Origin of the sequence: Streptomyces cathayae (assembly GCF_029760955.1) — a bacterium.
GTDB classification, from domain to species: Bacteria; Actinomycetota; Actinomycetes; order Streptomycetales; family Streptomycetaceae; genus Streptomyces; species Streptomyces cathayae.
In genome coordinates this window covers 6,736,976-6,758,703 of sequence record NZ_CP121682.1, presented here as the reverse complement: position 1 = coordinate 6,758,703, position 21,728 = coordinate 6,736,976, and the positions used below count along the sequence as shown (strand labels likewise).

20 protein-coding genes and 1 pseudogene are annotated in these 21,728 nt (G+C 72.0%); 14 read left to right on the top strand and 7 right to left on the bottom strand.

Translation table 11 applies throughout. From position 1 onward, the window contains the following. Window positions 1–38: 38 nt before the first annotated feature. Complete coding sequence (locus tag PYS65_RS30930) at window positions 39–485, top strand: DUF1772 domain-containing protein (RefSeq protein ID WP_279337230.1); 447 nt, start codon at window positions 39–41, stop codon at window positions 483–485. A gap of 308 nt (window positions 486–793) precedes the next feature. Continuing rightward, window positions 794–1,180 carry a hypothetical protein gene (locus tag PYS65_RS30920; protein ID WP_279337229.1) on the top strand — a complete coding sequence of 129 codons (387 nt, stop codon included), beginning with the start codon at window positions 794–796 and terminating at the stop codon, window positions 1,178–1,180. 60 nt (window positions 1,181–1,240) lie between these two features. Here the strand turns inward: PYS65_RS30920 and PYS65_RS30915 are convergent, their stop codons facing one another. Further along, the gene (locus PYS65_RS30915; protein WP_279337228.1) at window positions 1,241–1,888 is read right to left on the bottom strand and encodes a CBS domain-containing protein; all 648 of its coding nucleotides are present in this window, start codon (window positions 1,886–1,888) and stop codon (window positions 1,241–1,243) included. Between the two features lie 1,022 nt (window positions 1,889–2,910). Between PYS65_RS30915 and PYS65_RS30910 the strand changes: the two genes are divergently transcribed. The 7 genes and pseudogenes from PYS65_RS30910 to purB all read left to right on the top strand — a co-directional run bounded on the left by PYS65_RS30910 (window position 2,911) and on the right by purB (window position 9,394). Beyond that, window positions 2,911–3,444 carry a nucleoside-triphosphatase gene (locus tag PYS65_RS30910; RefSeq protein ID WP_279337227.1) on the top strand — a complete coding sequence of 178 codons (534 nt, stop codon included), beginning with the start codon at window positions 2,911–2,913 and terminating at the stop codon, window positions 3,442–3,444. Between the two features lie 159 nt (window positions 3,445–3,603). Further along, entirely contained in the window at window positions 3,604–4,023 is a 420-nt protein-coding gene (locus tag PYS65_RS30905; protein ID WP_279337226.1) for a GNAT family N-acetyltransferase, read from the top strand. A 30-nt stretch (window positions 4,024–4,053) separates the two neighbouring features. Then, a pseudogene (locus PYS65_RS30900) lies at window positions 4,054–4,377 on the top strand (GNAT family N-acetyltransferase); the annotation flags it as partial. A gap of 150 nt (window positions 4,378–4,527) precedes the next feature. Beyond that, window positions 4,528–5,973, top strand: coding sequence for a hemolysin family protein (locus PYS65_RS30895; RefSeq protein ID WP_279337225.1), 1,446 nt, complete (start codon window positions 4,528–4,530; stop codon window positions 5,971–5,973). Continuing rightward, the gene (locus PYS65_RS30890) at window positions 5,970–6,983 is read left to right on the top strand and encodes a hemolysin family protein (RefSeq protein WP_279337224.1); all 1,014 of its coding nucleotides are present in this window, start codon (window positions 5,970–5,972) and stop codon (window positions 6,981–6,983) included. The genes PYS65_RS30895 and PYS65_RS30890 overlap by 4 nt, the downstream gene beginning before the upstream one ends. A gap of 58 nt (window positions 6,984–7,041) precedes the next feature. Next, window positions 7,042–7,818 carry an SGNH/GDSL hydrolase family protein gene (locus PYS65_RS30885; RefSeq protein WP_279337223.1) on the top strand — a complete coding sequence of 259 codons (777 nt, stop codon included), beginning with the start codon at window positions 7,042–7,044 and terminating at the stop codon, window positions 7,816–7,818. Window positions 7,819–7,951: 133 nt separating this feature from the next. Continuing rightward, window positions 7,952–9,394, top strand: a complete 1,443-nt coding sequence (purB, locus tag PYS65_RS30880; protein ID WP_279337222.1) for an adenylosuccinate lyase — start codon at window positions 7,952–7,954, stop codon at window positions 9,392–9,394. A 98-nt stretch (window positions 9,395–9,492) separates the two neighbouring features. Here purB and PYS65_RS30875 read toward each other — a convergent pair whose 3' ends face one another. The 4 genes from PYS65_RS30875 to PYS65_RS30860 all read right to left on the bottom strand — a co-directional run bounded on the left by PYS65_RS30875 (window position 9,493) and on the right by PYS65_RS30860 (window position 13,706). Further along, the gene (locus PYS65_RS30875; RefSeq protein WP_279337221.1) at window positions 9,493–9,621 is read right to left on the bottom strand and encodes a putative transporter small subunit; all 129 of its coding nucleotides are present in this window, start codon (window positions 9,619–9,621) and stop codon (window positions 9,493–9,495) included. Window positions 9,622–9,688: 67 nt separating this feature from the next. After that, entirely contained in the window at window positions 9,689–11,455 is a 1,767-nt protein-coding gene (locus PYS65_RS30870) for a sodium:solute symporter family protein (protein ID WP_279338131.1), read from the bottom strand. 605 nt (window positions 11,456–12,060) lie between these two features. Beyond that, window positions 12,061–12,783 carry an ABC transporter permease subunit gene (locus tag PYS65_RS30865; protein WP_279337220.1) on the bottom strand — a complete coding sequence of 241 codons (723 nt, stop codon included), beginning with the start codon at window positions 12,781–12,783 and terminating at the stop codon, window positions 12,061–12,063. 2 nt (window positions 12,784–12,785) lie between these two features. After that, window positions 12,786–13,706: an ABC transporter ATP-binding protein gene (locus PYS65_RS30860; protein ID WP_279337219.1), complete on the bottom strand. Its 921-nt coding sequence runs from the start codon at window positions 13,704–13,706 to the stop codon at window positions 12,786–12,788. Window positions 13,707–13,815: 109 nt separating this feature from the next. Between PYS65_RS30860 and PYS65_RS30855 the strand changes: the two genes are divergently transcribed. From PYS65_RS30855 to PYS65_RS30845, 3 genes are all read left to right on the top strand, one after another. Then, window positions 13,816–14,985 (top strand): sensor histidine kinase, encoded by a 1,170-nt coding sequence (locus PYS65_RS30855; RefSeq protein ID WP_279337218.1) that lies wholly within the window; start codon window positions 13,816–13,818, stop codon window positions 14,983–14,985. Window positions 14,986–14,999: 14 nt separating this feature from the next. Then, window positions 15,000–15,662, top strand: coding sequence for a response regulator transcription factor (locus tag PYS65_RS30850; protein WP_279337217.1), 663 nt, complete (start codon window positions 15,000–15,002; stop codon window positions 15,660–15,662). A gap of 127 nt (window positions 15,663–15,789) precedes the next feature. After that, window positions 15,790–16,947 (top strand): ROK family transcriptional regulator, encoded by a 1,158-nt coding sequence (locus PYS65_RS30845; protein WP_279337216.1) that lies wholly within the window; start codon window positions 15,790–15,792, stop codon window positions 16,945–16,947. 85 nt (window positions 16,948–17,032) lie between these two features. Here the strand turns inward: PYS65_RS30845 and PYS65_RS30840 are convergent, their stop codons facing one another. Next, the gene (locus PYS65_RS30840) at window positions 17,033–17,794 is read right to left on the bottom strand and encodes a GntR family transcriptional regulator (RefSeq protein ID WP_279337215.1); all 762 of its coding nucleotides are present in this window, start codon (window positions 17,792–17,794) and stop codon (window positions 17,033–17,035) included. Window positions 17,795–17,980: 186 nt separating this feature from the next. Then, the gene (locus PYS65_RS30835) at window positions 17,981–18,871 is read right to left on the bottom strand and encodes an RNA polymerase sigma-70 factor (RefSeq protein ID WP_279337214.1); all 891 of its coding nucleotides are present in this window, start codon (window positions 18,869–18,871) and stop codon (window positions 17,981–17,983) included. A 169-nt stretch (window positions 18,872–19,040) separates the two neighbouring features. On the opposite strand from PYS65_RS30835, the gene PYS65_RS30830 reads away from it, so the two are divergent. Next, entirely contained in the window at window positions 19,041–19,871 is an 831-nt protein-coding gene (locus PYS65_RS30830; protein ID WP_279337213.1) for an alpha/beta fold hydrolase, read from the top strand. A 243-nt stretch (window positions 19,872–20,114) separates the two neighbouring features. After that, window positions 20,115–21,701, top strand: coding sequence for an alkaline phosphatase D family protein (locus PYS65_RS30825; protein WP_279337212.1), 1,587 nt, complete (start codon window positions 20,115–20,117; stop codon window positions 21,699–21,701). Window positions 21,702–21,728: the final 27 nt, after the last annotated feature.

Sequence of the window (21,728 nt, the reverse complement as noted above, 5' to 3'; positions counted from 1 at the left end):
TCATCATCTAGCAACGCTAGATCCCAGGAGGGGTCACCATGCTCAACGCACTCCAGGTCGTCACCACCGTGGTCGTCGGCGTGATGGTGGGGGTGGAAACCTCCGTCGCCTTCGTCATCAACCCGATCCTCAACGCCCTCCCGGAGGACAGCGGCGTACTCGGCCGCGCCCACGGGGCCCGGATGCTCGGCGCCGTGATGCCGGTCTGGTACATCACCTCGCTCGTCCTCGTCGCGGGCTGGGCCATCGCCGGACGGCAGTACCACGGCACCGGCCTCGTCGTCACCGCCGGCGCGCTGCTGATCCTCAGCGTGATCATGTCGGTCCTGCTGCTCGTCCCGATCAACAACCGGGGCAAGACGTGGACCCCCGACAGCCGGCCCGCCGACTGGAAGCAGCAGAAGGACCGCTGGGACCGCCTCCACCACGTCCGCGTCGCCGTCATCATCACCGCCTTCGTCCTGCTGGTCGCCGCCCTCACCTGAGCCCGCGGGCCGACACCGCGCAGGTGGCGCACCATCCCCGCTCCCCGGGCGGCAGCGGGCCGCCGAAATCCCGCCATCCGGGAATGCAGCTGCCGCTGGGAGCCCACACCTGGCGATCCCGACAAGCCACGCCCCTCGATGACCTGCGCAGCTCTCGGGTCTGGTGCGGGTGAGGTCTTTGCCGCAGATCACCGAGGCACGCAGGTGAACGCGCAGGTTGCGTCACGGTCCGGCCCGCCGGAGGCAGGCAGTGGCTGGAGCACTTCTGCCTCGCTCCGCACCGGCAGAGCCGAGGGCTCGGATCCGCTGTGCTGCGCACCGGGGGCATCGCCGAGCAGTTCCGGCTCCGCCCGAGGACGGGAGCCGAGGCCGACGAGGGCTGCCGGGGCCTGGCCGACGAGTTCCCCTGGCAGGTCAGCGCCTCACCGGAGAAGCCGCAGGAGGACGCGCCGCTCGGCGCGCCGTGTGCCTGGCGGGAGATGCGCCATCGGCAGTCCTCCGCCCGTGTCTGTGCCGAGAACGTCCACGCCGAACTGCGGCAGTGGCGCCCGCTCCAGCGCTGTACCGGCCGGCGCGGGGACTACGCCGAAACCCACCGGGCGATCGCCTCACTGGTCTCGGACCGCTCCGCCCGCCGGGCGACTCGCCGCAAGCCGAGCACCGAACTGGTACTCGCCCGGCAGACGGCCCGCTGATCAACCAGCAGCCGAACCGCCGGGCCGGCACGCCACGACCTCAATCGCGGACCGAGCCGTTCAGTCCGCCCCGGCGGCGAGGTGGGCGTCCACGGCGGCGACACCGTCGACGCCCTGGCAGAGGCCCACGACCACCGGAACGAGCCACGGTTTTGGGACGTGTCCCCGAAGGGTGACGACCCCGTCCCGGACCTCGACCGCGACGGTGCTCTCGTCCAGGCCGAGGATGCGCTCCAGGACGTCCTGCTCGACCTCGCCGCGGATCTCGACGTCGGAGCGGATGAAGGCGTCGAGCAGGTCGCTGCGGGTGACGATGCCGGTGAGGAGCCCGTCGTCGTCGACCACCGGCAGCTGCTTGACGTGCCGCCTGCGGAGTTCCCGCGCGGCCCGGGGCATCGTCCAGTCGGCGCGGGCGGTGAAGACGGGGCTGCTCATGAGCGCGCCCGCGGTCCGGGCCCGGGCCTTGCCCCAGGAGCGCTCGTCGGTCCCGTCCTGCCCCTGCGGATCGGGCATGCCGGTCTCGTGCCGCAGCACGTCGGACGCGGACACGACGCCGACGAGGGCGCCGTCCTCGTCGACGACCGGGGCCGCGACGATGTCGTTCGCGTCCAGCAGGGCGGCGACCTCCTGGAGTGGTGTGGTGGGGCGGAGGGTGACGACCTCCTCGGTCATCACGTCACCGACCGTGCGGCGGTACAGCATGGGCATCGGCCTCCTCCGCTGTGCGACGGGGCGGCCGCGCCCTTGCCGGCTCGTCCACGCCGTCCTCCCTCCCCATGACAGCACCGCGCCGCTCCGGCGACCAGTGGCGTTCGGCCTGACGGGGAGGCCGACGGTCCCACCGCCAGGAGTGCGGCCGAGTGCGCGGTGGATGCCGGCGACGCCGGGCGCCCGGCCCTTGCGCTTGGCGACGGGGATGATCAGGTCGCCCCCTGACCGCTCACTCAGCGTCATTGAGCTGCGGGCTTCAGCCGCGCACACGCGCCCCTCGACATGCGACCTCACCAGTCAAGGCTGGTCATCAGTCGCCGCCGCCATCACTGACGTCGCCGCCGTACCAGCCACCACGGGGAGCGCGCCACCGCAGCGTTGAGGATGACGGGCCGCGTGTGTTGCGCCTGAGCTGCCTTCCGGTGGACATAGCCGCCAGCAGGATGCCGACGCTGCACTGCGTCCGTTCCCCCCGGCGCAACAGGGTGCCGCACCCACAGCACCGCCGCCACGACCAGGGACACGATGCTCGCGACCAACGCCCAGCCCGATACGTGACCGGCGATAACCGTGAACGCGGAGGCGTTCGCCAGGATGCAGGAACACGACGCGGACGCGAACATGCCGCCCCCTCTCTGTAGGGCATCACACGCCGCACACTCGCTTCGTCGTGCCTCGCCTGCCGGGCGTGGGTCCGCACCGCCGAAGCCGTCGTCATCCCCTCGGCCTGCGCCACGGGGCGCCCGCATGCCTCACACGTCCACTTCGCCTGTGACGCTCCCTCGTCCGCGTGGTGGCCCTGGTGCTCATCCTCACGGCGCGGCGAGGTGAGGTGGCCGATCAGGGGAACGATATGAGCACCACGTCACCACGACCCGACTCGCCGACCAGGCCGAAGGGCACTGGGCCCGATACGCCGCAGGAGACCACACACAGTCACCGACAGGCTGGACCCTACGAGGAACTGGCGACAGTCGAATACGGGAGCCCACCGGTACGAGGGCCACATGGAGCACGAGATGCCGACAAGAATCCTGCTCGAGGGACGCCCCGGCTCGGGCAAAACGACCATTGTCCGCCGATTGGCCGCGCTCCTGCGCACCCGTGGGGCTGTCGGCTTCACCACGGAGGAGATACGGCACGGCGGTACCCGGAGCGGTTTCGCGCTGGAGACACTGGAGGGCGGTCTGCGAGCCGTACTGGCCCATGTCGACTTCCCGGGTCCACCGCGGGTGGGCCGGTACGGCGTCGATCTGGGCGTCATGGAGCGGCTCGCGCTGCCGCCGCTCAGGTCGGCTGCAGCGGATCCTGCTCCTGGAGATCTCGTGCTCATCGACGAGCTCGGGCGTATGGAGCTGGCGTGCACCGCGTTCCGGGACACGGTCCGGTGCCTGTTCGAGTCCGACATCGACATCCTCGCCACGGTCCACGCCCACAGTGACCCGTTCACCGACGCCCTGAAGCAGCGCCCTGACATCACGCTCGTCCAAGTGACCCGTGCCGGTCGGGACGCCCTGCCCGAGGATCTGGCAGCCCGGCTCGAGGGGCCGTGACGACCGTCACCCGGACACAGCCGTGGCTCCACCCGAGTCGCTCGGGCCGGTCTCACCCGTCGTATCAGACGTGCGCACCGGGAAAGGACCACACCGGTCGTCGGAAGGAGGCACGGAAACCGTTCGCCGGACAGACCGGCGCTCTGCTTGGCTCACCCCATGAGCGATCTTCACATCCGCCACGCCACCCTCTCGGACATCGACACCGTGCTGCGGTTCTGGCGCGACGCCGCGGAAGGAACGAGCATCAGCGACGACCACGACGGAGTCGCCCGCCTCATCACACGAGACCCCGAAGCCCTGCTCCTCGCAGAACGTGACGGCCTGCTCACCGGAACCGTCATAGCCGGCTTCGACGGATGGCGCTGCTCCGCCTATCGACTGGCCGTACACCCCGCCCACCGCCGGCAGGGCATCGCCACCGCCCTGCTGGAAGCCGCCGGACAACGCTTCGCCACCCTCGGCGGGCGACGCGTCGACGCCATGGTCCTGGAAGCCAACGCACAGGCCCACCACACCTGGGCCGCGGCCGGCTACCACCGCGAGGACCACTGGCGACGCTGGGTCAAGCCCCTGTAGGCAGCACGGGCAGCGCTCGGCGGTGTCCGTGAGCAACCGAGATGCGACGGCTGGCGCTGCCATCCGTACCGGTTCGCGGTGCACCCGGGCCACCGCAGGCAGGGCACAGGGTCCGCGCTGCCGGCCGCCGCCGAGGAACGGTTCGCGCGGCTCTGCGGGCACCGCGCGGACGCGATGGTGCTGCGGCTCAACGAGACCGCCCACCGCGCGTGGGACGCCGCCGGGCACGCGCCGGAGGAGCGCCGGCGGCGCTGGGTCATGCCCCTCCAGGGGGACGGCCGGAGGCAGGGGCCGGGCACGGCGGCGGACATCGGGCGACCCCCGCGGGACACCTTTGCTGACCCTTTACGCTAGGAGGGTCACTCGGTTTTCCATGAAAGGTTGTGTGCGTCCGCCCATGGGCGAGCCTCCCAGTAGTACGCGACATCGCGGTCCCCGACAGAGCCGTACGCGACGTCGCGCGATAGTCCACTTCCCATCCGGCCACGGGACGGGAGCGGCCCGATGACGGAAGTGCTCCTTCTCCTGGTCGCGATCCTGCTCTCCCTCGCCTGCGGCGCTTTCGTCGCGGCCGAGTTCTCCCTCACCACGGTCGAGCGGGCGGAGCTGGAGCGGGCGGTCCAGCGCGGCGAACGGGGCGCCGCCGGCGCGCTCAAGGCCGTACGGAACCTGACCTTCCAGCTCTCCGGGGCGCAGCTCGGCATCACGGTCACCAACCTGGTGGTCGGCATGCTCTCCGAACCGTCGATCGCCGCACTGATCTCCGGCCCGCTGCGGGACATCGGCATACCCGCCTCGGTGGCGAGCTCCCTGGCCCTGGTGCTCGGCACGGCCCTGTCGACCGTCTTCCTGATGGTGGTCGGCGAACTGGTGCCCAAGAACTGGGCGATCTCGTCGCCGCTGGCCGTCGCCAAGAACGTGGGCAACGCGCAGCGCTGGTTCAGCGCCGCCTTCCGCCCCTTCATCACGCACCTCAACAACACGGCCAACCGCATCGTGCGCCGCTTCGGGGTGGAGCCCGCCGAGGAGCTGGCGTCCGCGCGCGGCCCCCAGGAGCTGGCGGCTCTCGCCCGGCACTCCGCCAAGCTGGGTGCGCTGGAGGCCGACACCGCGGAGCTGTTCGTCCGCACCCTGAATCTCGCCGACCTCAGCGCGGAGAACGTGATGACCCCGCGCGTGCAGGTCGTCGCGCTGGAGGTCCAGGCGACCTGCGAGGACGTGGCGAACGCGACCCGGGCGACCGGGCTGTCCCGGTTCCCGGTGTACCGCGGCACCCTCGACTCGGTGGTCGGGACCGCGCACGTCAAGGACGTGCTGACGGTGCCGGCCGAGCGCCGGGCCCGGGTTCCCGTGTCGGAGATGATGCGCGAGCCGCTGCTGGTCCCGGAGTCGCTCACCGTCGACCGGCTGCTGGACCGGCTCTCCGAGGGACGCACCATGGCCGTGGTGATCGACGAGTACGGCGGCACGGCGGGCGTGGCCACCCTGGAGGACATCGTCGAGGAGGTCGTCGGCGAGGTCCGCGACGAGCACGATCCGCACGAGACTCCCGACCTGGCCCGGACCGGTTCGGACGAGGAGGGCCACGCCCTGTTCTCGGCCGACGGCTCCGCGCGCGTGGACCAGCTCGCGCGGGTCGGCCTGCGCGTGCCGGACGGGCCGTACGAGACCCTGGCCGGGCTGGTCGCCACCGAGCTGGGCCGGATCCCCGCCGCCGGCGACACCCTCGAGGTCGCCGGCTGGCGGATGGAGGTCCTGGACGCGAGCGGCCGCCGCGCGGCGCGCGTCCTGCTGCACGCGCCACTCGCCGGCCCGCGCCCGCCGGACGGGAGGGCGGACGGTGAGGACGGCAAGGACAGCAAGGCCGGCAGGAAGGCTGCCGGCGCGCCGGCCAGCCGGGTGAGCGGCCGGTCGAACGGCACGGCGCACGAGAAGGGGGCACGGCGATGACGGTCGTACAGCTGCTGATCGGTCTGGCGACGCTGGTCGTCAACGCCTTCTTCGTGGGCGCCGAGTTCGCGCTGATCTCGGTGCGCCGCAGCCAGATCGAGCCGTACGCCGAACAGGGCGAGCGGCGTGCCAGGAGCGTGCTGTGGGGTCTCGAGCACGTGTCCGCGCTGATGGCGGCGGCGCAGCTCGGCATCACGCTGTGCACCCTGGTCCTCGGCGTGGTGGCCGAACCCGCCATCGCACATCTGCTGGAGCCGGTCTTCCACGCGGTGGGCGTGCCACCGGGCGCGGGTCACGCGGTGTCCTTCGTGATCGCTCTGGCGCTCGCGACGTATCTGCACATGCTGCTCGGCGAGATGGTGCCGAAGAACATCGCGCTCGCGGAGCCCGTGCGCAGTGCGCTGGTGCTGGGTCCGCCGCTGGTGGCGCTGTCCCGGGGGCTGCGCCCGGTGATCTTCACGATCAACGCCTTCGCCAACACGCTGCTGAGGCTGCTGCGGGTCGAGGTGCGCGACGAGGTCGTGGCGTCCTTCTCCGACGCGGAGCTGGCGCAGATGGTGAAGGACTCCGGCGAGGCGGGCCTGATCGACGACCGCGCGCAGGAGCGTCTGAACGACGCGCTGGAGCTGGGCCGCCGGCCGGTGCGGGACGTGGTACTGCCGCTGGAGAGCGTGGTCTACGCACGCGTGGGCGTCACCCCGGAGGGTCTGGAGGAGCTGTCGGCGCAGTCCGGGTACTCCCGTTTCCCGGTGGTGGACGAAGGGCGGCGGATCGTCGGCTATCTGCACGTGAAGGACGCCCTGGACGCCTCACCGCGCGACATGCCGTTCCTGCTGCGGGACATGCGCCCCATCGCCCGGGTGCGGGAGAACACGACGATGGACGACGTCCTCACCGCCATGCGGGGCAGCCGTACGCATCTGGCGGCCGTCCTCGGGGCGGACGGACGGCTGGCCGGGCTGGTGACGATGGAGGACGTACTGCAGGAGCTGTTCGGGCAGCGGGCCTGAGCGGGGCGGGGAACCGACCGACCGGCGGGTATGTGCACGGGATATCATCTCTGTCGCCATGCAGACGAACCCCACTCACACCAGCCTGGTCGCGGTCGGCGACTCCTTCACCGAGGGCATGTCGGACCTGCTGCCCGACGGCACGTACCGGGGCTGGGCCGATGTCCTCGCCGCGCGGATGGCGGCCGTCACCCCCGGGTTCCGGTACGCCAACCTCGCGGTGCGCGGCAAGCTGATCCGGCAGATCGTCGAGGAGCAGGTGGACACGGCGGCGGCCATGCGGGCCGACGTGATCACCCTGGTCGGCGGGCTCAACGACACCCTGCGGCCCAAGTGCGACATGGTCCTGGTACGGGATCTGCTGACCGAGGCGGTGGAGCGGCTGGCCCCGCACTGCGGGCAGCTGGTGCTGATGCGCAGCCCGGCCCGCCAGGGGCCCGTGCAGGAGCGTTTCCGCCCCCGTATGGAGGCGCTGTTCGCCTGCGTCGACGAGCTCGCCGAACGGCACGGCGCCCTGGTCGTCGACCTGTACGGGGCGCCCTCGCTCGGCGACCAGCGGCTGTGGGACGTGGACCGGCTGCATCTGACCGCCGACGGGCACCGCCGGGTCGCCGAGGCGGTGTGGCAGACGCTGGGGTATCCGCCCGAGGACCCCGAGTGGCAGCTGCCCCCGGAGGCCACGCTGCCGCCGAGCTGGCCGGCGCGCCGGGCGGCGGACGCCCGGTTCGCACGGCAGCACCTGCTTCCGTGGATCGGCCGCCGCCTCACCGGCCGCTCCTCGGGCGACGGCCTGCCGCCGAAGCGCCCCGAACTGCTGCCGTACGCCGACCGGTGACACCGAGGGCGCCGACGGGCCGAGGGCACCGGGACATCGGGGGCGCTCGCCGTTCCCCGGGGTCCGTCTCGTAGCTTCCTCCGCACCACCCCGCGGCGCCGACCTGCACGAATCGCCAGTAGACTCCGTACACGTGACTGCTGCGCCCGCCAAGCCCCGTATCCCGAACGTCCTCGCCGGACGTTACGCCTCCGCCGAGCTCGCCACGCTCTGGTCGCCCGAGCAGAAGGTGAGGCTGGAGCGGCAGCTCTGGCTCGCCGTGCTGCGGGCCCAGAAGGACCTCGGCATCGAGGTGCCGGACGCGGCGATCGCCGACTACGAGCGTGTCCTCGACCAGGTCGACCTGGATTCCGTCGCCGAGCGCGAGAAGGTCACCCGGCACGACGTGAAGGCACGGATCGAGGAGTTCAACGACCTCGCCGGGCACGAGCACGTGCACAAGGGGATGACCTCCCGCGACCTGACCGAGAACGTCGAGCAGTTGCAGATCCGGCTCTCGCTGGAGCTGATGCGCGACCGTACGGTGGCGGTGCTGGCCCGGCTCGGCAGGCTGGCCGGTGAGTACGGCGAGCTGGTCATGGCCGGCCGTTCGCACAACGTGGCGGCGCAGGCCACCACCCTCGGCAAGCGGTTCGCCACCGCCGCCGACGAGCTCCTCGTCGCGTACGGCCGGCTGGAGGAGCTGCTGGGCCGTTACCCGCTGCGGGGCGTCAAGGGCCCCGTCGGTACGGCGCAGGACATGCTGGACCTGCTGGGCGGCGACGCGGCGAAGCTCGAGGAGCTGGAGCGGCGGACCGCCGGTCACCTGGGTTTCGCGGAGGTGTTCACCTCGGTCGGCCAGGTCTACCCGCGGTCGCTGGACTACGAGGTGGTGACCGCGCTGGTGCAGCTGGCGGCGGCGCCGTCGTCGCTGGCGAAGACGATCCGGCTGATGGCCGGGCACGAGCTGGTCACCGAGGGGTTCAAGCCGGGCCAGGTCGGTTCGTCCGCCATGCCGCACAAGATGAACACACGCTCCTGCGAGCGCGTCAACGGCCTGATGGTGATCCTGCGCGGCTACGCCTCGATGACCGGGGAGCTGGCGGGCGACCAGTGGAACGAGGGCGACGTGTCCTGCTCGGTGGTGCGCCGGGTGGCGCTCCCCGACGCGTTCTTCGCGCTCGACGGTCTGCTGGAGACGTTCCTGACGGTGCTCGACGAGTTCGGCGCGTTCCCGGCGGTCGTCGCCCGGGAGCTGGACCGCTACCTGCCGTTCCTGGCCACCACCAAGGTGCTGATGGGCGCGGTGCGCGCGGGCGTCGGCCGGGAGGTCGCACACGAGGCGATCAAGGAGAACGCCGTCGCGACGGCCCTCGCGATGCGTGAGCAGGGCGCCGAGCGCAACGACCTGCTCGACAAGCTCGCGGCCGACGGGCGTCTCCCGCTCGACCGGTCCGAGCTCGACGCGCTGATGGCGGACAAGCTGTCCTTCACGGGCGCCGCGAGCGCCCAGGTCGCCGCCGTCGTCGGCCGTGTCGACGACCTCGTCAAGCAGCACCCGGAAGCCGCCGGTTACGCCCCCGGGGCGATCCTCTGAACCGTATCGGCCGGGGCTGAAGGTCCGGGACGCGCGCGAGCCGCGTCCTGCGGGATCCCGTCGGGGTCCCGCAGGACGCGGCTCGCGCGCGTTCGGGGTCAGACCAGGTCGTGGCCGTTGCGGCGGGCTTCGGCCCACTCCCGGAAGAATCCACGGCTGATCACGAACAGGGTGGCGGCCACGACGACGGGCCACATCAGGACGTAGATGCTCAGGACTGCGGTCACTGTGCCTCCTTTAGTCTCGCTTTGCCTTACTGGGCCTTACTGGGCCTTACTGGGCCTTTATTGAGGCCTACTTGGCGGGTGCGGCGGGCTCGGGTTCGTGTCCGTCCGGTACGTCTGTGCCGGCCGGCCGCGGGCTCGGGACGTCGAGCGCTTCCCCGGTCCCGTCGAGCGCTTCCCCGGTCCCGTCGGGGGTCGCCGCGGCAGCGTCCCCGTCGTCGAAGTTGCCGGCGCGTTCCGCGATGACGGAGAAGTCGAAGCTCTCTCCCTGGCGCGCCGACATGGCCCAGCAGATGACGGTGCTCACCGAGTAGGCGACGAGCGAACCGCACAGTGTCGCGTACTCGTGCAGGGATCCGATCGCGAACGGTGCGGAGACCGCCATGGCCAGCGCACCGGTGATCTTCGCCGCCCTGAGGTTCGAGAAGCCGAACACCATCAGACCGAGGACGACACCGATGCCGATGACCGCGAGCACGTCCACGACGTAACCGAAGACACCGTCCACGGGGATCCAGCTGAAGCGCACGGGCAGGAAGACCGCGAGCGCCGCGAGCACCGAGGTGGTGAACGCCTTGCTGGTGACCTTCTCCCAGTAGAAGCTGGCCAGCACCGGGAAGACGAGCGCGCCCCACAGCGCGCCGACGAAGACCAGGAGATCGAGGATGCTCAGCTGAAGACTGGCGAAGGCCACTGCCAGCGCGGTGGCCACCACCATGGTGAGCCGGCCGACCAGCAGCATCGTCTTCGGATTGGCCCTTTCCTTGCCTGCCACGCCCCGGCCGTAGACGTCGGCCATCATGATCGACGAGAGGGCGGCGAGGTCGGAGTCGGCGGTGGAGGACAGCGCGCCGACGATCATGATGAAGAAGAGAGCCAGCAGCGCGGACGGCAGATAGGTGGCGGCCATCTCCGGGATGAGGTTGTTCATGTCGCCGCCGGACGGCTCGAAGCCCAGGTAGAGGGCGAGCACACCGAGCATGCCGACGCCGATCACCATGCCGCCGTAGCCGATGGTCGCGGTGATGAAGGTGGGCTTGATCAGGCTCTCCCGCACCGCGAACAGGCGCTGGGCGATGGTCTGGTTGCCGATCGCGTAGGCCAGCACCGCGGCGATGTAGGGGGCGCCCTGCCCCATGAAGGCCTCGCTGGAGAAGAAGTTCCCCTGCTGCGGGGTCAGGTTCGCCGCGCCGGTCTCGAAGGCCGCCGGGAAGCCGGCCGCGAAGAAGATGAACGGAACGATCACGGCAACGGCGCCGAGCATCGCCACGACCTGCACGAAGTCGGTCATGACGGAGGCGCGGAACCCGGACCACAGGGTGTAGAGCAGGACACCCGAGGCGACGCAGAGGACGCCCTGGATGAAGTTGAACGGCGACAGGAGAGAGATCAGCACGCCGCCGGCGATGAAGTTGGACATCAGGCTGATGAGGCTGCCGACGACGTTGGAGCCCGCGAGCATCAGCTGGCTGGAGCGCCCGTGGCGGGCGTACATGACTTCCGCCAGGGTGTGCGCCTTGGGGGCGACGGCGCGGATGCGCTTGCCGAAGGGGTAGATGAAAAGGATCATCAGGGCGCCCCAGAGCCCGTAGTGGATGGGGCCCGAGATGCCGTAGGTGTAACCCGAGGTGGCGGAGGCGTACATCGAGGCCGCCCAGATCCACGTCGCCGTCATACTGGCGGCCGAGACGCCGAATCCGATGTTGTTACCAGCAGTCATGTACCCGTCGGCGTTCTCCTCCTTCTTGCCGATCCGGGTCGAGATCAAAAAGGTCCCACCGTAGAAGAAGACCAGCAGGCCAACGACAATCACGGCGCTGAACTGGGCCGTTTCCATGCCGTCCAACAGACGTACCTCCTTCGTCTCGCGGAGCCAGGCGCCGGCGACGGCAGGGAAGGTCTCGCTCGGGGCATGCCGAACGCATCCGCACGCCGCGGGCGCAGAATGTGCTCCACCCCCGCCACTCGGCGCGTCATTGCGCGAGCCGGGGGAGCTCACAAAAACTGCGGACCCCTTTGGGTCCGCAAACCAACCGCAGGGCGGAAACCTCCACTGGCGGCGGCGTTCTTCGGTCGCACCGAGATACGCGGCTGGCCGCCCTCAAGCCCTGCCAGGCAGACAGCAGATGTCTACACTGCAATACTCTTTCTGTCTACCTTTACGGTGATCACATCACCTTCTTTGCAGCTCTTTCTTTACAAGTCGCAACTGCGATGGGTCGCCTGATTTCCCGCTATTCATCCGGTATGCGGATCGGGTTGAGCGCTCGGCCGTACGCAGGGCGGTGGTGTCTTCATGACCACCGCCGCCCGACGGGCCGTGCTCCACCGGGAAGGGGCGGAGCACGGCCCGTCGTTGACGGCGACGCGTTGCGCGATGCCCGTGGATCCACGGGATCCCCGTCACCAACGGCACTTGACGGTCCGCCAGCTCACTGGCCGTCAGGCGTCCCGGCGCCGCAGGCTCCACGCCCCCGCCAACAGGGCGGCCGCGGTCCACAGCGCGGTCACCGCGAGCCCCGACCAGGGGCCCAGCGGTCCTTCGTGGGTCTGCTGGAGGACCAACTGCCCGGCCCGGTCGGGCAGGAAGTCGACGACGGGACCGGCCGCGTCGCCGATCACGAAGGACACCACGACGATGAACGGGATCAGCACGGACAGCGTGGCCACCCCGCTGCGCAGCAGGACCGTGAGGCCCGCGGCGAACAGGGCCATCAGCGTGAGGTAGACACCGCAGCCCACCACCCCGCGCACCTGTTCGCCCCCGGTCAGGCCGTCCGCCAGGGAACCCAGTCCCGCGCGTGCCGCGAGGAGCGCGGCGAGGGCGGTCAGCAGCCCGGCGACGAGCGCCGGTACGGCGATCGCCACCACCTTGGCGGCGAGCCAGCGGCCGCGCCGCGGAACCGCCGCCAGCGAGAGCCGCAGGGCGCCGTTCTGGAACTCCGACGACACGGCCATGGTGCCGAAGGAGATCGCGGCGATCTGGCCCACCAGGACGCCGGACAGGGAGACGTACAGCGGGTCGAAGTCGTCCGGCGTCTCCGAGATGCCGGAGAGCGCGGAGAACGCCGTGCTCACGGCGAACAGCGCCAGGAGGGCCCCGGGGAGCGAGCGGAGCGTGCGGATCTTCAGCCACTCGGACCGGAGTACGGGTGCGAACTGCATGGTCAGACCTCCTGGGGCTGTGCGGTGAACTCGGTCTCGGCCGCGGTCAGGTCCAGATAGGCCTGCTCCAGCGTCCCCTCGTCCGCCGCGAGTTCGAGGATCGGCACCCCTGCGGCGGAGGCGAGGCGTCCGATGTCGTCCACCCGCGCGTCCGGCACGGTCCAGTGCCCGTCCGGGTGTTCCACCATGGCGTGGCCCTCCCGGGCGAGCGCGTCCTTGAGGGCGGTGGCGTCGGAGGTGCGGACGCGGACGGTGGGCCGCACCCGTGCGCGGATGAACTCCCGCACCGGGGTGTCGGCCAGCCGCCGGCCCCGCCCGAGGACGACCAGGTGGTCGGCGAAGGCGGCGGTCTCGTTCATCAGGTGACTGGAGACCAGGACGGTCCGTCCCTCGTCCGCGAGGCGGCGCAGCAGGGTGCGGATCCACACGATGCCTTCCGGGTCCAGGCCGTTGGAGGGCTCGTCGAGCATGACCACCGCCGGGTCGCCGAGCAGCGCGGCGGCGATGCCCAGCCGCTGGCGCATGCCCAGGGAGTACGTCCGCACCCGGCGGCGGGCCGCCGGTACCAGGCCGGTCTCCTCCAGCACCTCGTCGACCCGGCGGTCCGGGATGCGGTTGCTCGCGGCCAGGACACGCAGGTGGTCACGGCCGGTGCGGGAACCGTGCGCGGCCTGCGCGTCGAGCAGGGCGCCGACGTGGCGCAGCGGCTCGCGCAGCGTGACGTAGGCGCGCCCGCCGATGGTGGCGGAGCCGGACGTCGGGTGGTCGAGACCGAGCACCAGCCGCATGGTGGTGGACTTCCCGGCGCCGTTGGGGCCGAGGAACCCGGTGACGCGGCCGGGCGGGACGCGGAAGGTGAGGTGGTCGACGGCGCGTCGGGTGCCGTACTCCTTGGTGAGGTTCTGGACGTCGATGCTGGTCATGCGCACCAGCGTGACGGCGGACCGGGGGCCGACACCTCCCCCGGGCGGGGAGAGGGGCTCCCCCGTGCGGGGGAGGCCGGTCGCCGGTGGCGGCTGGCACGATGACGCGATGGTCACCGTTCTGCGGGCGCTCCTGCGTGGGGCGACGTACTCGCGCCTGCTCCACCTGTGGGTGCCCTGGCTGCCGTTCAGCATCTGGATATTCATCTACCCGGACGCACCCTGGGTGCCCGCGCTCGTGCTGCTCCCGCTGGGCCTGATTCCCTCGGTGCGCAGGGTCGAGGGCGTGCAGGCCCAGTTGATGCTGACGCCCGGCGAACGGGAGCCGGGGATCTCCCAGAAGCCGTCTGCCACATGGCAGGACCGGCTGCGGACCGTACTGTGGCTGGCGGTGCGGATGATGCTGATGGTGGTGGTGGGGTACGTCACGGTCTGGCCGTTCTTTCTGGCGTACCTCCTGGGTGAGAGCGCCATGGGACACGTGCCCGAGGAACTGCCCTTCCTAGGGGGCGCGCAGCCGCACTGGGCCTACGCCCTGCTGGTGCCGATCCCCCTGCTCGCGGCGGGGCCGCTGATGGTGGGGATCGGCGAGCTGGTCACCGCCGCCGCGCGCCGTCTGCTCGGCCCCTCCCCCGCCGAACGCCTGGCCGCCCTGGAGGCCAGGACCGAGCAGCTCCTGGAGCGCACCCGCATCGCACGCGAGCTGCACGACTCCATCGGCCACGCCCTGACGATCGCCGTCGTGCAGGCCGGCGCCGCGCGGGCGGCGGGCGACCCCGCCTTCACCGACCGGGCGCTGGCCGCCATCGAGGAGACCGGCCGGGCCGCCCTGGAGGACCTGGAGCGGGTCCTCGGCGTTCTGCGCGAGGCGCGGAAGCCGGTGAGCAGCCGGCCCACGCTCACGGACGCGGACCGCCTGCTGGAGTCCGCCCGGGCTTCCGGGGCGAAGGTCGACGCCGAGGTGACCGGCCCGGTGGACACCGTGCCCGGCCCTGTCTCCCGCGAGGGCTACCGCATCCTCCAGGAGGCGCTGACCAACGCGCTGCGGCACGCGGGGACGGTCCCCGTGCGGATACGGATCCGTGTCGCCGACGGCACCCTGTTCCTGGAGGTCCGCAACCCGCTGCCGGGGGACGTGCCCGGCCCCGGGCGCGGCAGCGGGCTGCGCGGCATACGGGAGCGCGCAGCCCTGCTCGGGGGCCGCGCGCGGACGGGTCCGGACGGGGGCGACTGGGCGGTGCGGGTCGAACTGCCGCTGGCCGGAGCCGAGATGAGTTGATCTAGGCTGGCCGGATGCCGGTCACCGTTCTGCTCGTCGACGACGAGCCCCTCGTGCGCGCGGGGTTACGCGCCGTTCTGGAAGCGCAGCCCGACCTCGAGGTGGTCGGGGAGGCGGCCGACGGGGCGGCGGTGATCCCGCTGGTGCGGCGGCTGCGGCCGGACGTGGTCGCCATGGACGTGCGCATGCCGCTGCTGGACGGGATCGAGGCCACGCGCGCGCTGCTGCGGACGGTCGAGGAGCCGCCGAAGATCCTCGTGGTGACGACGTTCGAGAACGACGAGTACGTGTACGAGGCGCTGCGCGCCGGGGCCGACGGGTTCCTGCTGAAGCGGGCGCGGCCGGCGGAGATCGTGCACGCGGTGCGGCTGGTCGCGGAGGGCGAGTCGCTGCTGTTCCCCGCCTCGGTGCGCCGGCTCGCGGCCGAGTACGGCGACGACGGCGGCAACCGCGCGGCGCGGGACGTGCTGGAGCGGGCACGGCTGACCGAGCGTGAGGCGGAGGTGCTGCGGCTGATGGCCCGAGGGCTGTCGAACGCGGAGATCGCCGCCCGGCTGGTGGTGGGCACGGAGACGGTGAAGACGCATGTGAGCGCCGTGCTGGCGAAGCTCGGGGCGCGCGACCGCACGCAGGCGGTGATCGCGGCGTACGAGTCGGGGTTCGTGGCGCCGGGATGAGCCGCCTTCCTGGGCGGGCCGGAGCGGCTGCCCGCGGGGCGGACCGCGGGGTTCCCCCGGAGGTCGCCGGGGTGTGCCGTGCCGAGTACCATCCGCCCCACACGCGCACGAGCGGGGAGGACGGACGGTGAGTCGGCTGACCGGCGGGGCTCCCTCGCTGTTGCGGAGGATCAACTCCGCGGTGGTGCTGCACGCGTTGCGGGCCACGGACTGCGCGACGCTGACCGAGGTCACCAGGGTGACGGGGTTGTCACGGCCCACCGTCGAGGGCGTCGTGGAGGGCCTGATCGAGGCGGGCCTCGTCGTGGAGGCGGCGGCCGAGGAGGGTACGGCGCGGCGGCAGGGAAGGCCGGCCCGGAGGTTCCGGTTCCGGGCCGAGGCCGGGCATCTCCTGGGCCTGGAGATCGGGCCGCACCGGGTGGCCGCGCTGCTGGCCGATCTGGACGGCCGGGTGATCGGCGCCCAGGCCAAGGAGGTCGGTGAACGGGTCGACGCCGACGGGCGGTTGGAGCGGCTGCGCGCCGCCGTCGCCGAGTTGCTGCGCCGGACCGGGGTGCCGCGCGACTCGCTGCGGGCCGTGGGCGTGGGCACGCCCGGGATCGTCGAGGCGGACGGCACGGTACGGCTGGGCACGGCGCTGCCCGGGTGGACGGGGCTGGGGCTGGGCGAGCGGCTGAGCCGGTCCTTCACGTGCCCGGTGCTGGTCGAGAACGATGCCAACGCGGCGGTCGTGGCCGAACACTGGAAGGGCGTCGCCACCGGGACCGACGACGTGGTGTTCGTGCTGGCCGGCCTGAGCCCCGGCGCCGGTTCACTGATCGGGGGGCGACTGCACCGGGGGTACGGCGGGGCGGCCGGCGAGATCGGGGCACTGCATCTGCTGGGCCGCGGGGCGACCCCCGAGAAGCTGCTGTCCACCACGGACGAGCCGCTGCACCCGCTCGACGAGCAGGCGGTGGCCGAGGTCTTCGCCCGGGCCCGCGAGGGCGACGAGCGGGCCCTCGCGGCCATGGACCGCTTCATCCAGCGGCTGGTCCACGACGTGGCGGCGCTGGTGCTGGCCCTCGACCCGGAACTCGTCGTGATCGGTGGCTGGGCGGCGGGGCTGGACGGGGTCCTGGAGCCGCTGCGGCGTGAACTGGCCCGCTACTGCCTGCGTCCGCCGAAGGTCGCTCTGTCCCGTCTCGGGGAGGCGGCGGTGGCGACGGGCGCGGTGCGGCTCGCTCTGGACCATGTGGAAGCACAACTCTTCGCCGTGGAAGGCACGGTGACGGCCCGCCGGTAGGCGGCGGTCCGGTGGCCCCGCCACCGGTCTCCCCCGTCGGCCCCGCCCGGCGCCCGGAACGCCCGGCGCCCGGGGAGCCCGGCGTTCAGGAAGCGCGGCGTTCGGGGCCGTCGTGGATCTCCACGCCCCCGGAGTCGCCGAAGGTCAGCCGGCAGGTGTCCGCGCGGTAGGTGGCCACGGAGAGCGCGGAGACCCGGCCCCGGGCGATGAAGCGGGTGGTGACGACGAGGACGGGCGCGCCCGGCAGGCGGTCCAGCTCCCTGGCCTCGTCCGCGCGGGCGGAGCCGAGCTCCACCGCGTTCTCGTGCCGCTCCAGCTCCAGGTGGCGCAGTTCCCGCAGTACCGCACGCGCGCGTGCCGCCCCGGAGGGGGCGTCGATGGCCGAGAGGCCGGGCACCGAGGCCGCCGGGACGTACAGCAGTTCGGCGGCGACGGGCCGGCCCTGGGACACCCGGGACCGCCGAACGGTGTGCACGGGCTCGTCCCGGCCGGTCACCAGGGTCTCGGCGATGGCCGCGGACGGCGTCTCGAGCGTGCAGTCCAGGGTCTGCCAGGCGTCGTCGGGCCCGCCCGGCCAGGCGTGCTGCGCCGTGCCGACGGCCACACCCATGCGCGGCGGGGCGACGGTGGTGCCCACACCGCGGCGGCGCTCCAGCCTGCCTTCCAGTTCCAGCTGCTCCAGTGCCTGGCGCAGCGTGGCACGGGCCACGCCGAAGCGGGCGGCGAGGTCTCGCTCGTTGGGCAGGATCTCGCCCACGGAGAACTCCGAGTCCAGCGCTTCGCTGAGCACGGTCCTGAGCTGCCAGTACTTCGGCTCCGGCACCGTGTCCAATTGCGTGGTCCCCACCCTGTCCTCCGCGATCGTCAGGTCCGGCGGCGTTTTCGCGCCCTTGTTTATTAAAGGTTGTTTCACTTATCTGCGACCATATGGCGACCTCCCCCCTTGGTCAATACCAACTTGGTCAATACCAATCGGACATAACGAGGGGGCCACACCGGACGCCGCGGCCCCCGCCGCCGGGTGACCGGCCCCCTACCGGTCCGCCGCCAGCGAACGCAGTTTGTCGGGGTTGCGGATGACGTAGACCGCCTGGACGCGCCCGTCGGCGACCTCCAACTGGACGACGGAGTCGGGTGTGCCGCCGACGAGGAGCAGTGCCGCGGGTCCCCCGTTGAGCTCCAGGAAGCGGGCCGAGAGGTCCTCCTGGAAGCTCTTGCGGGTGACACCGAGCACGAAGCGGCCCACCTTGTCGGCGGTCTCCAGGACGCGCAGCGCGGCGGAGACCTTGCCGCCGCTGTCGCTGACGAGGCGCACGTCGGGGGCGAGCAGCTCCAGGAGTTTCTCCAGATCACCGCCGCCGGCCGCCGCCAGGAACCGCTCGGTCAGTTCGCGGCGCCGGGCGGGGTCGACGTCGTAGCGCGGACGCCGGTCCTCGACGTGCTTGCGGGCCCGCGTGGCGAGCTGGCGCACCGCCGGTTCGCCGCGGTCGAGCATGGCGGCGATGTCGGCGTAGGGGTAGCCGAACGCCTCGCGCAGGACGAACACCGCGCGCTCCAGCGGGGACAGGGACTCCATGACGACCAGGACGGCGAGCGAGACCGAGTCCGCGAGCACCGCCTGCTCGGCGGTGTCCGGGGCGGTGTCGCCGAAGTCGGTGGCGTACGGCTCGGGCAGCCACGGGCCGACGTACGTCTCGCCCCGCGCCTTGATCTGACGCAGCCGGTCGACGGCGAGGCGGGTGGTGACGCGTACCAGGTAGGCGCGCGGCTCGCGGACATCGGACCGGTCCCCGCCCGCCCAGCGCAGCCACGCCTCCTGCACCACGTCCTCGGCGTCGGCCACCCGGCCGAGCATGCGGTAGGCGACCCCCTGGAGGACGGGACGGTGCTCTTCGAAGGCATCGGTCACGGTGTCGGTGCTCACCTCCCCATCCCAGCCGACCCGTACGGCCCGTGTCCAGACGGATCCGGGCGCGTCGCGGAGCCGCAGCCCGGAACCGGGCGCGAGGGCTACCCGCCGGTAGTGATTGCTGACAAGCTGTCCACGACGTCAGGCGGCGTCCCACCGCGAGTCCCAGACGAGGAGCACCTTCATGTCCGCGACCGTCTCGTTCGAGGTCACCTCTCCGCACGGCCCGCAGACCGTGACCCTGTCCTACGCGCGCGTGGGCCGCGGCGAACCGCTGCTCCTGCTGCACGGCATCGGTCACCACCGCCAGGCCTGGGACCCGGTCGTGGACATCCTCGCCACCGAGCGCGAGGTGATCGCCGTGGACCTGCCCGGCTTCGGCGCCTCCCCGGCGCTGCCGGGCGGCCTCGCCCACGACCTGCCCACCATGAGCGCCGCCCTGGGCGCCCTGTGCGAGGAGCTGGGGCTCGACCGGCCGCATGTCGCGGGCAACTCGCTGGGCGGACTTCTGGCGCTGGAGCTCGGCCGCCGAAACCTCGTACGGTCCGTCACCGCGCTCTCCCCCGCCGGGTTCTGGACTCAGGCCGAGCGACGCTACGCCTTCGGCGTACTGATCGGGATGCGGCGCCTCGCGGAGCGGATGCCGCTGCCGCTGGTCGAGCGGCTCGCCCGCTCGGCGGCCGGGCGGGCGGCGCTGACCAGCACCATCTACGCCCGTCCGGGACTCCGTTCGCCCGAGGCGGTGGTCGCCGAGACGCTCGCACTGGCCGGCGCCACCGGTTTCACCGAGACACTCCGGGCGGGCACCACGGTGCGCTTCACCGACGACGTGCCCGGCGTCCCGGTCACCGTCGCCTGGGGTGCCCGCGACCGGCTGCTCATCCCCCGTCAGGGGGTCCGCGCCAAGCGGGTGATCCCCCGGGCGCGGCTGGTCCGGCTGCCCGGCTGCGGTCACGTCCCCATGAACGACGACCCGGCACTGGTCGCCCGCGTCCTGCTCGACGGCAGCCGCTGAACGGCACGGCACTGTCCGACCGGGCGCGGCCCCGCGCCGGGCGGACCGGGGCGGTGAGGCGACGGGGTGACGGGGTGACGGGGTGACGGGGTGACGGGGTGCATGGAACGCTGAGCTGCCCGCGTGTCAACCCACAGGATGACGCGGCGAGTTGTTCACTCGGGGTTTGCGTGCGAGCCGCGCCGCACGAGTACGTGTGGCAGCGCACACCGGCCGGAACTCCCGTCATCTGGAGGCGCATCCATGTCACACCCCTCGCTCCCCGGCCGTCGCGCCCTGCTGCGCGGCTCACTCGCGGCCTCGGCCGCCCTGGCCCTGCCCACCACCGTCGGGGTGGCGCCCGCGTTCGCCCGGTCCGGGCGCCCGGACGCGAAGTGGGGCGTGCAGACCGGTGACGTGACGCGTGACTCCGGGCTGGTGTGGGTGCGCTCCGACCGTCCGGCCCGGATGATCGTCGAGACGTCGGCGACCGAGTCGTTCCGGCACTCGCGCCGCCTGCCCGGCCCGCTGCTCGGACCCGGCACCGACTTCACCGGGACGGTCCGGCTGCGCGGACTGCCGGCCGGCGAACAGATCCACTACCGGGTGCGGCTCGCCGACCCCGACGACCCGCGCCGCTCCGGCGAACCGGTCACCGGTACGTTCAGGACGGCGTCCGCGCGGCGGCGCGACGGTGTGCGGTTCCTGTGGTCGGGCGACCTGGCGGGCCAGGGCTGGGGCATCGACCCCGGCTTCGGCGGCTACCGGATCTTCGAGGCGATGGCCCGGCTCGACCCCGACTTCTTCCTGTTCAGCGGCGACACCGTCTACGCCGACGGACCGATCCCGACGACCGCGGCGCTCCCGGACGGCAGAGTCTGGCGGAACATCACCACCGAGGAGAAGTCCAAGGTCGCCGAGACCCTGGCCGAGTTCCGCGGCAACTTCCGCTACAACCTGCTCGACGAGCACTTCCGCCGGTTCAACGCCCAGGTCCCGTCCATCGTGCAGTGGGACGACCACGAGGTGCGCAACAACTGGTACCCGGGCCAGCGGATCACGGACACGGACACCCGCTACACGGAGAAGAGCGTCGATGTACTGGCGGCACGGGCACGCCGCGCGTTCGGTGAGTACTTCCCGATGTCCACGCTGCGGCCGGGTGCCGGCGAGGGCCGGGTGTACCGGGTGCTGCGGCAGGGGCCGCTGCTGGACGTGTTCGTGCTGGACATGCGGACGTACCGCAACGCCAACTCCCCCGGCGACCAGACCGCGGACCCGCAGGGGATCCTCGGACGCGAGCAGCTGCAATGGCTCAAGCGGGAACTGGCGCGGTCGCGGGCGGTGTGGAAGGTGATCGCCGCGGACATGCCGCTCGGCCTGATCGTGTCCGACACCACCGAGGGCGCCCAGCACGTCGAGGCGGTGGCCCAGGGCGACCCGGGGGCTCCGCTGGGGCGCGAGCTGCAGATCGCGGAGCTGCTGCGGTTCATCAAGCACCGGCGGATCACCGGCACGGTGTGGCTGACGGCCGACGTGCACCACACCTCTGCCCAGCACTACCAGCCCGCACGAGCCGCGTTCGACGATTTCGAGCCGTTCTGGGAGTTCGTCTCCGGTCCGCTCAACGCGGGCGCCTTCCCGGCGAGCGCTCTCGACGGCACCTTCGGCCCGGAGCGGGTGTTCGTGAAGGCACCGACCGCGTCGAACGTCTCGCCCGCCGGTGGGTACCAGTTCTTCGGCGAGGTCGACATCGACGGCGGCAGCGGGGAGCTGACCGTACGGCTGCGGGAGCAGGACGGCACCGTGCTCCACACCAAGCGGCTGCGGCCGGGACTCGTCGGCCAGTGAGGCGACAAGCGGACCATAAGCCCCATA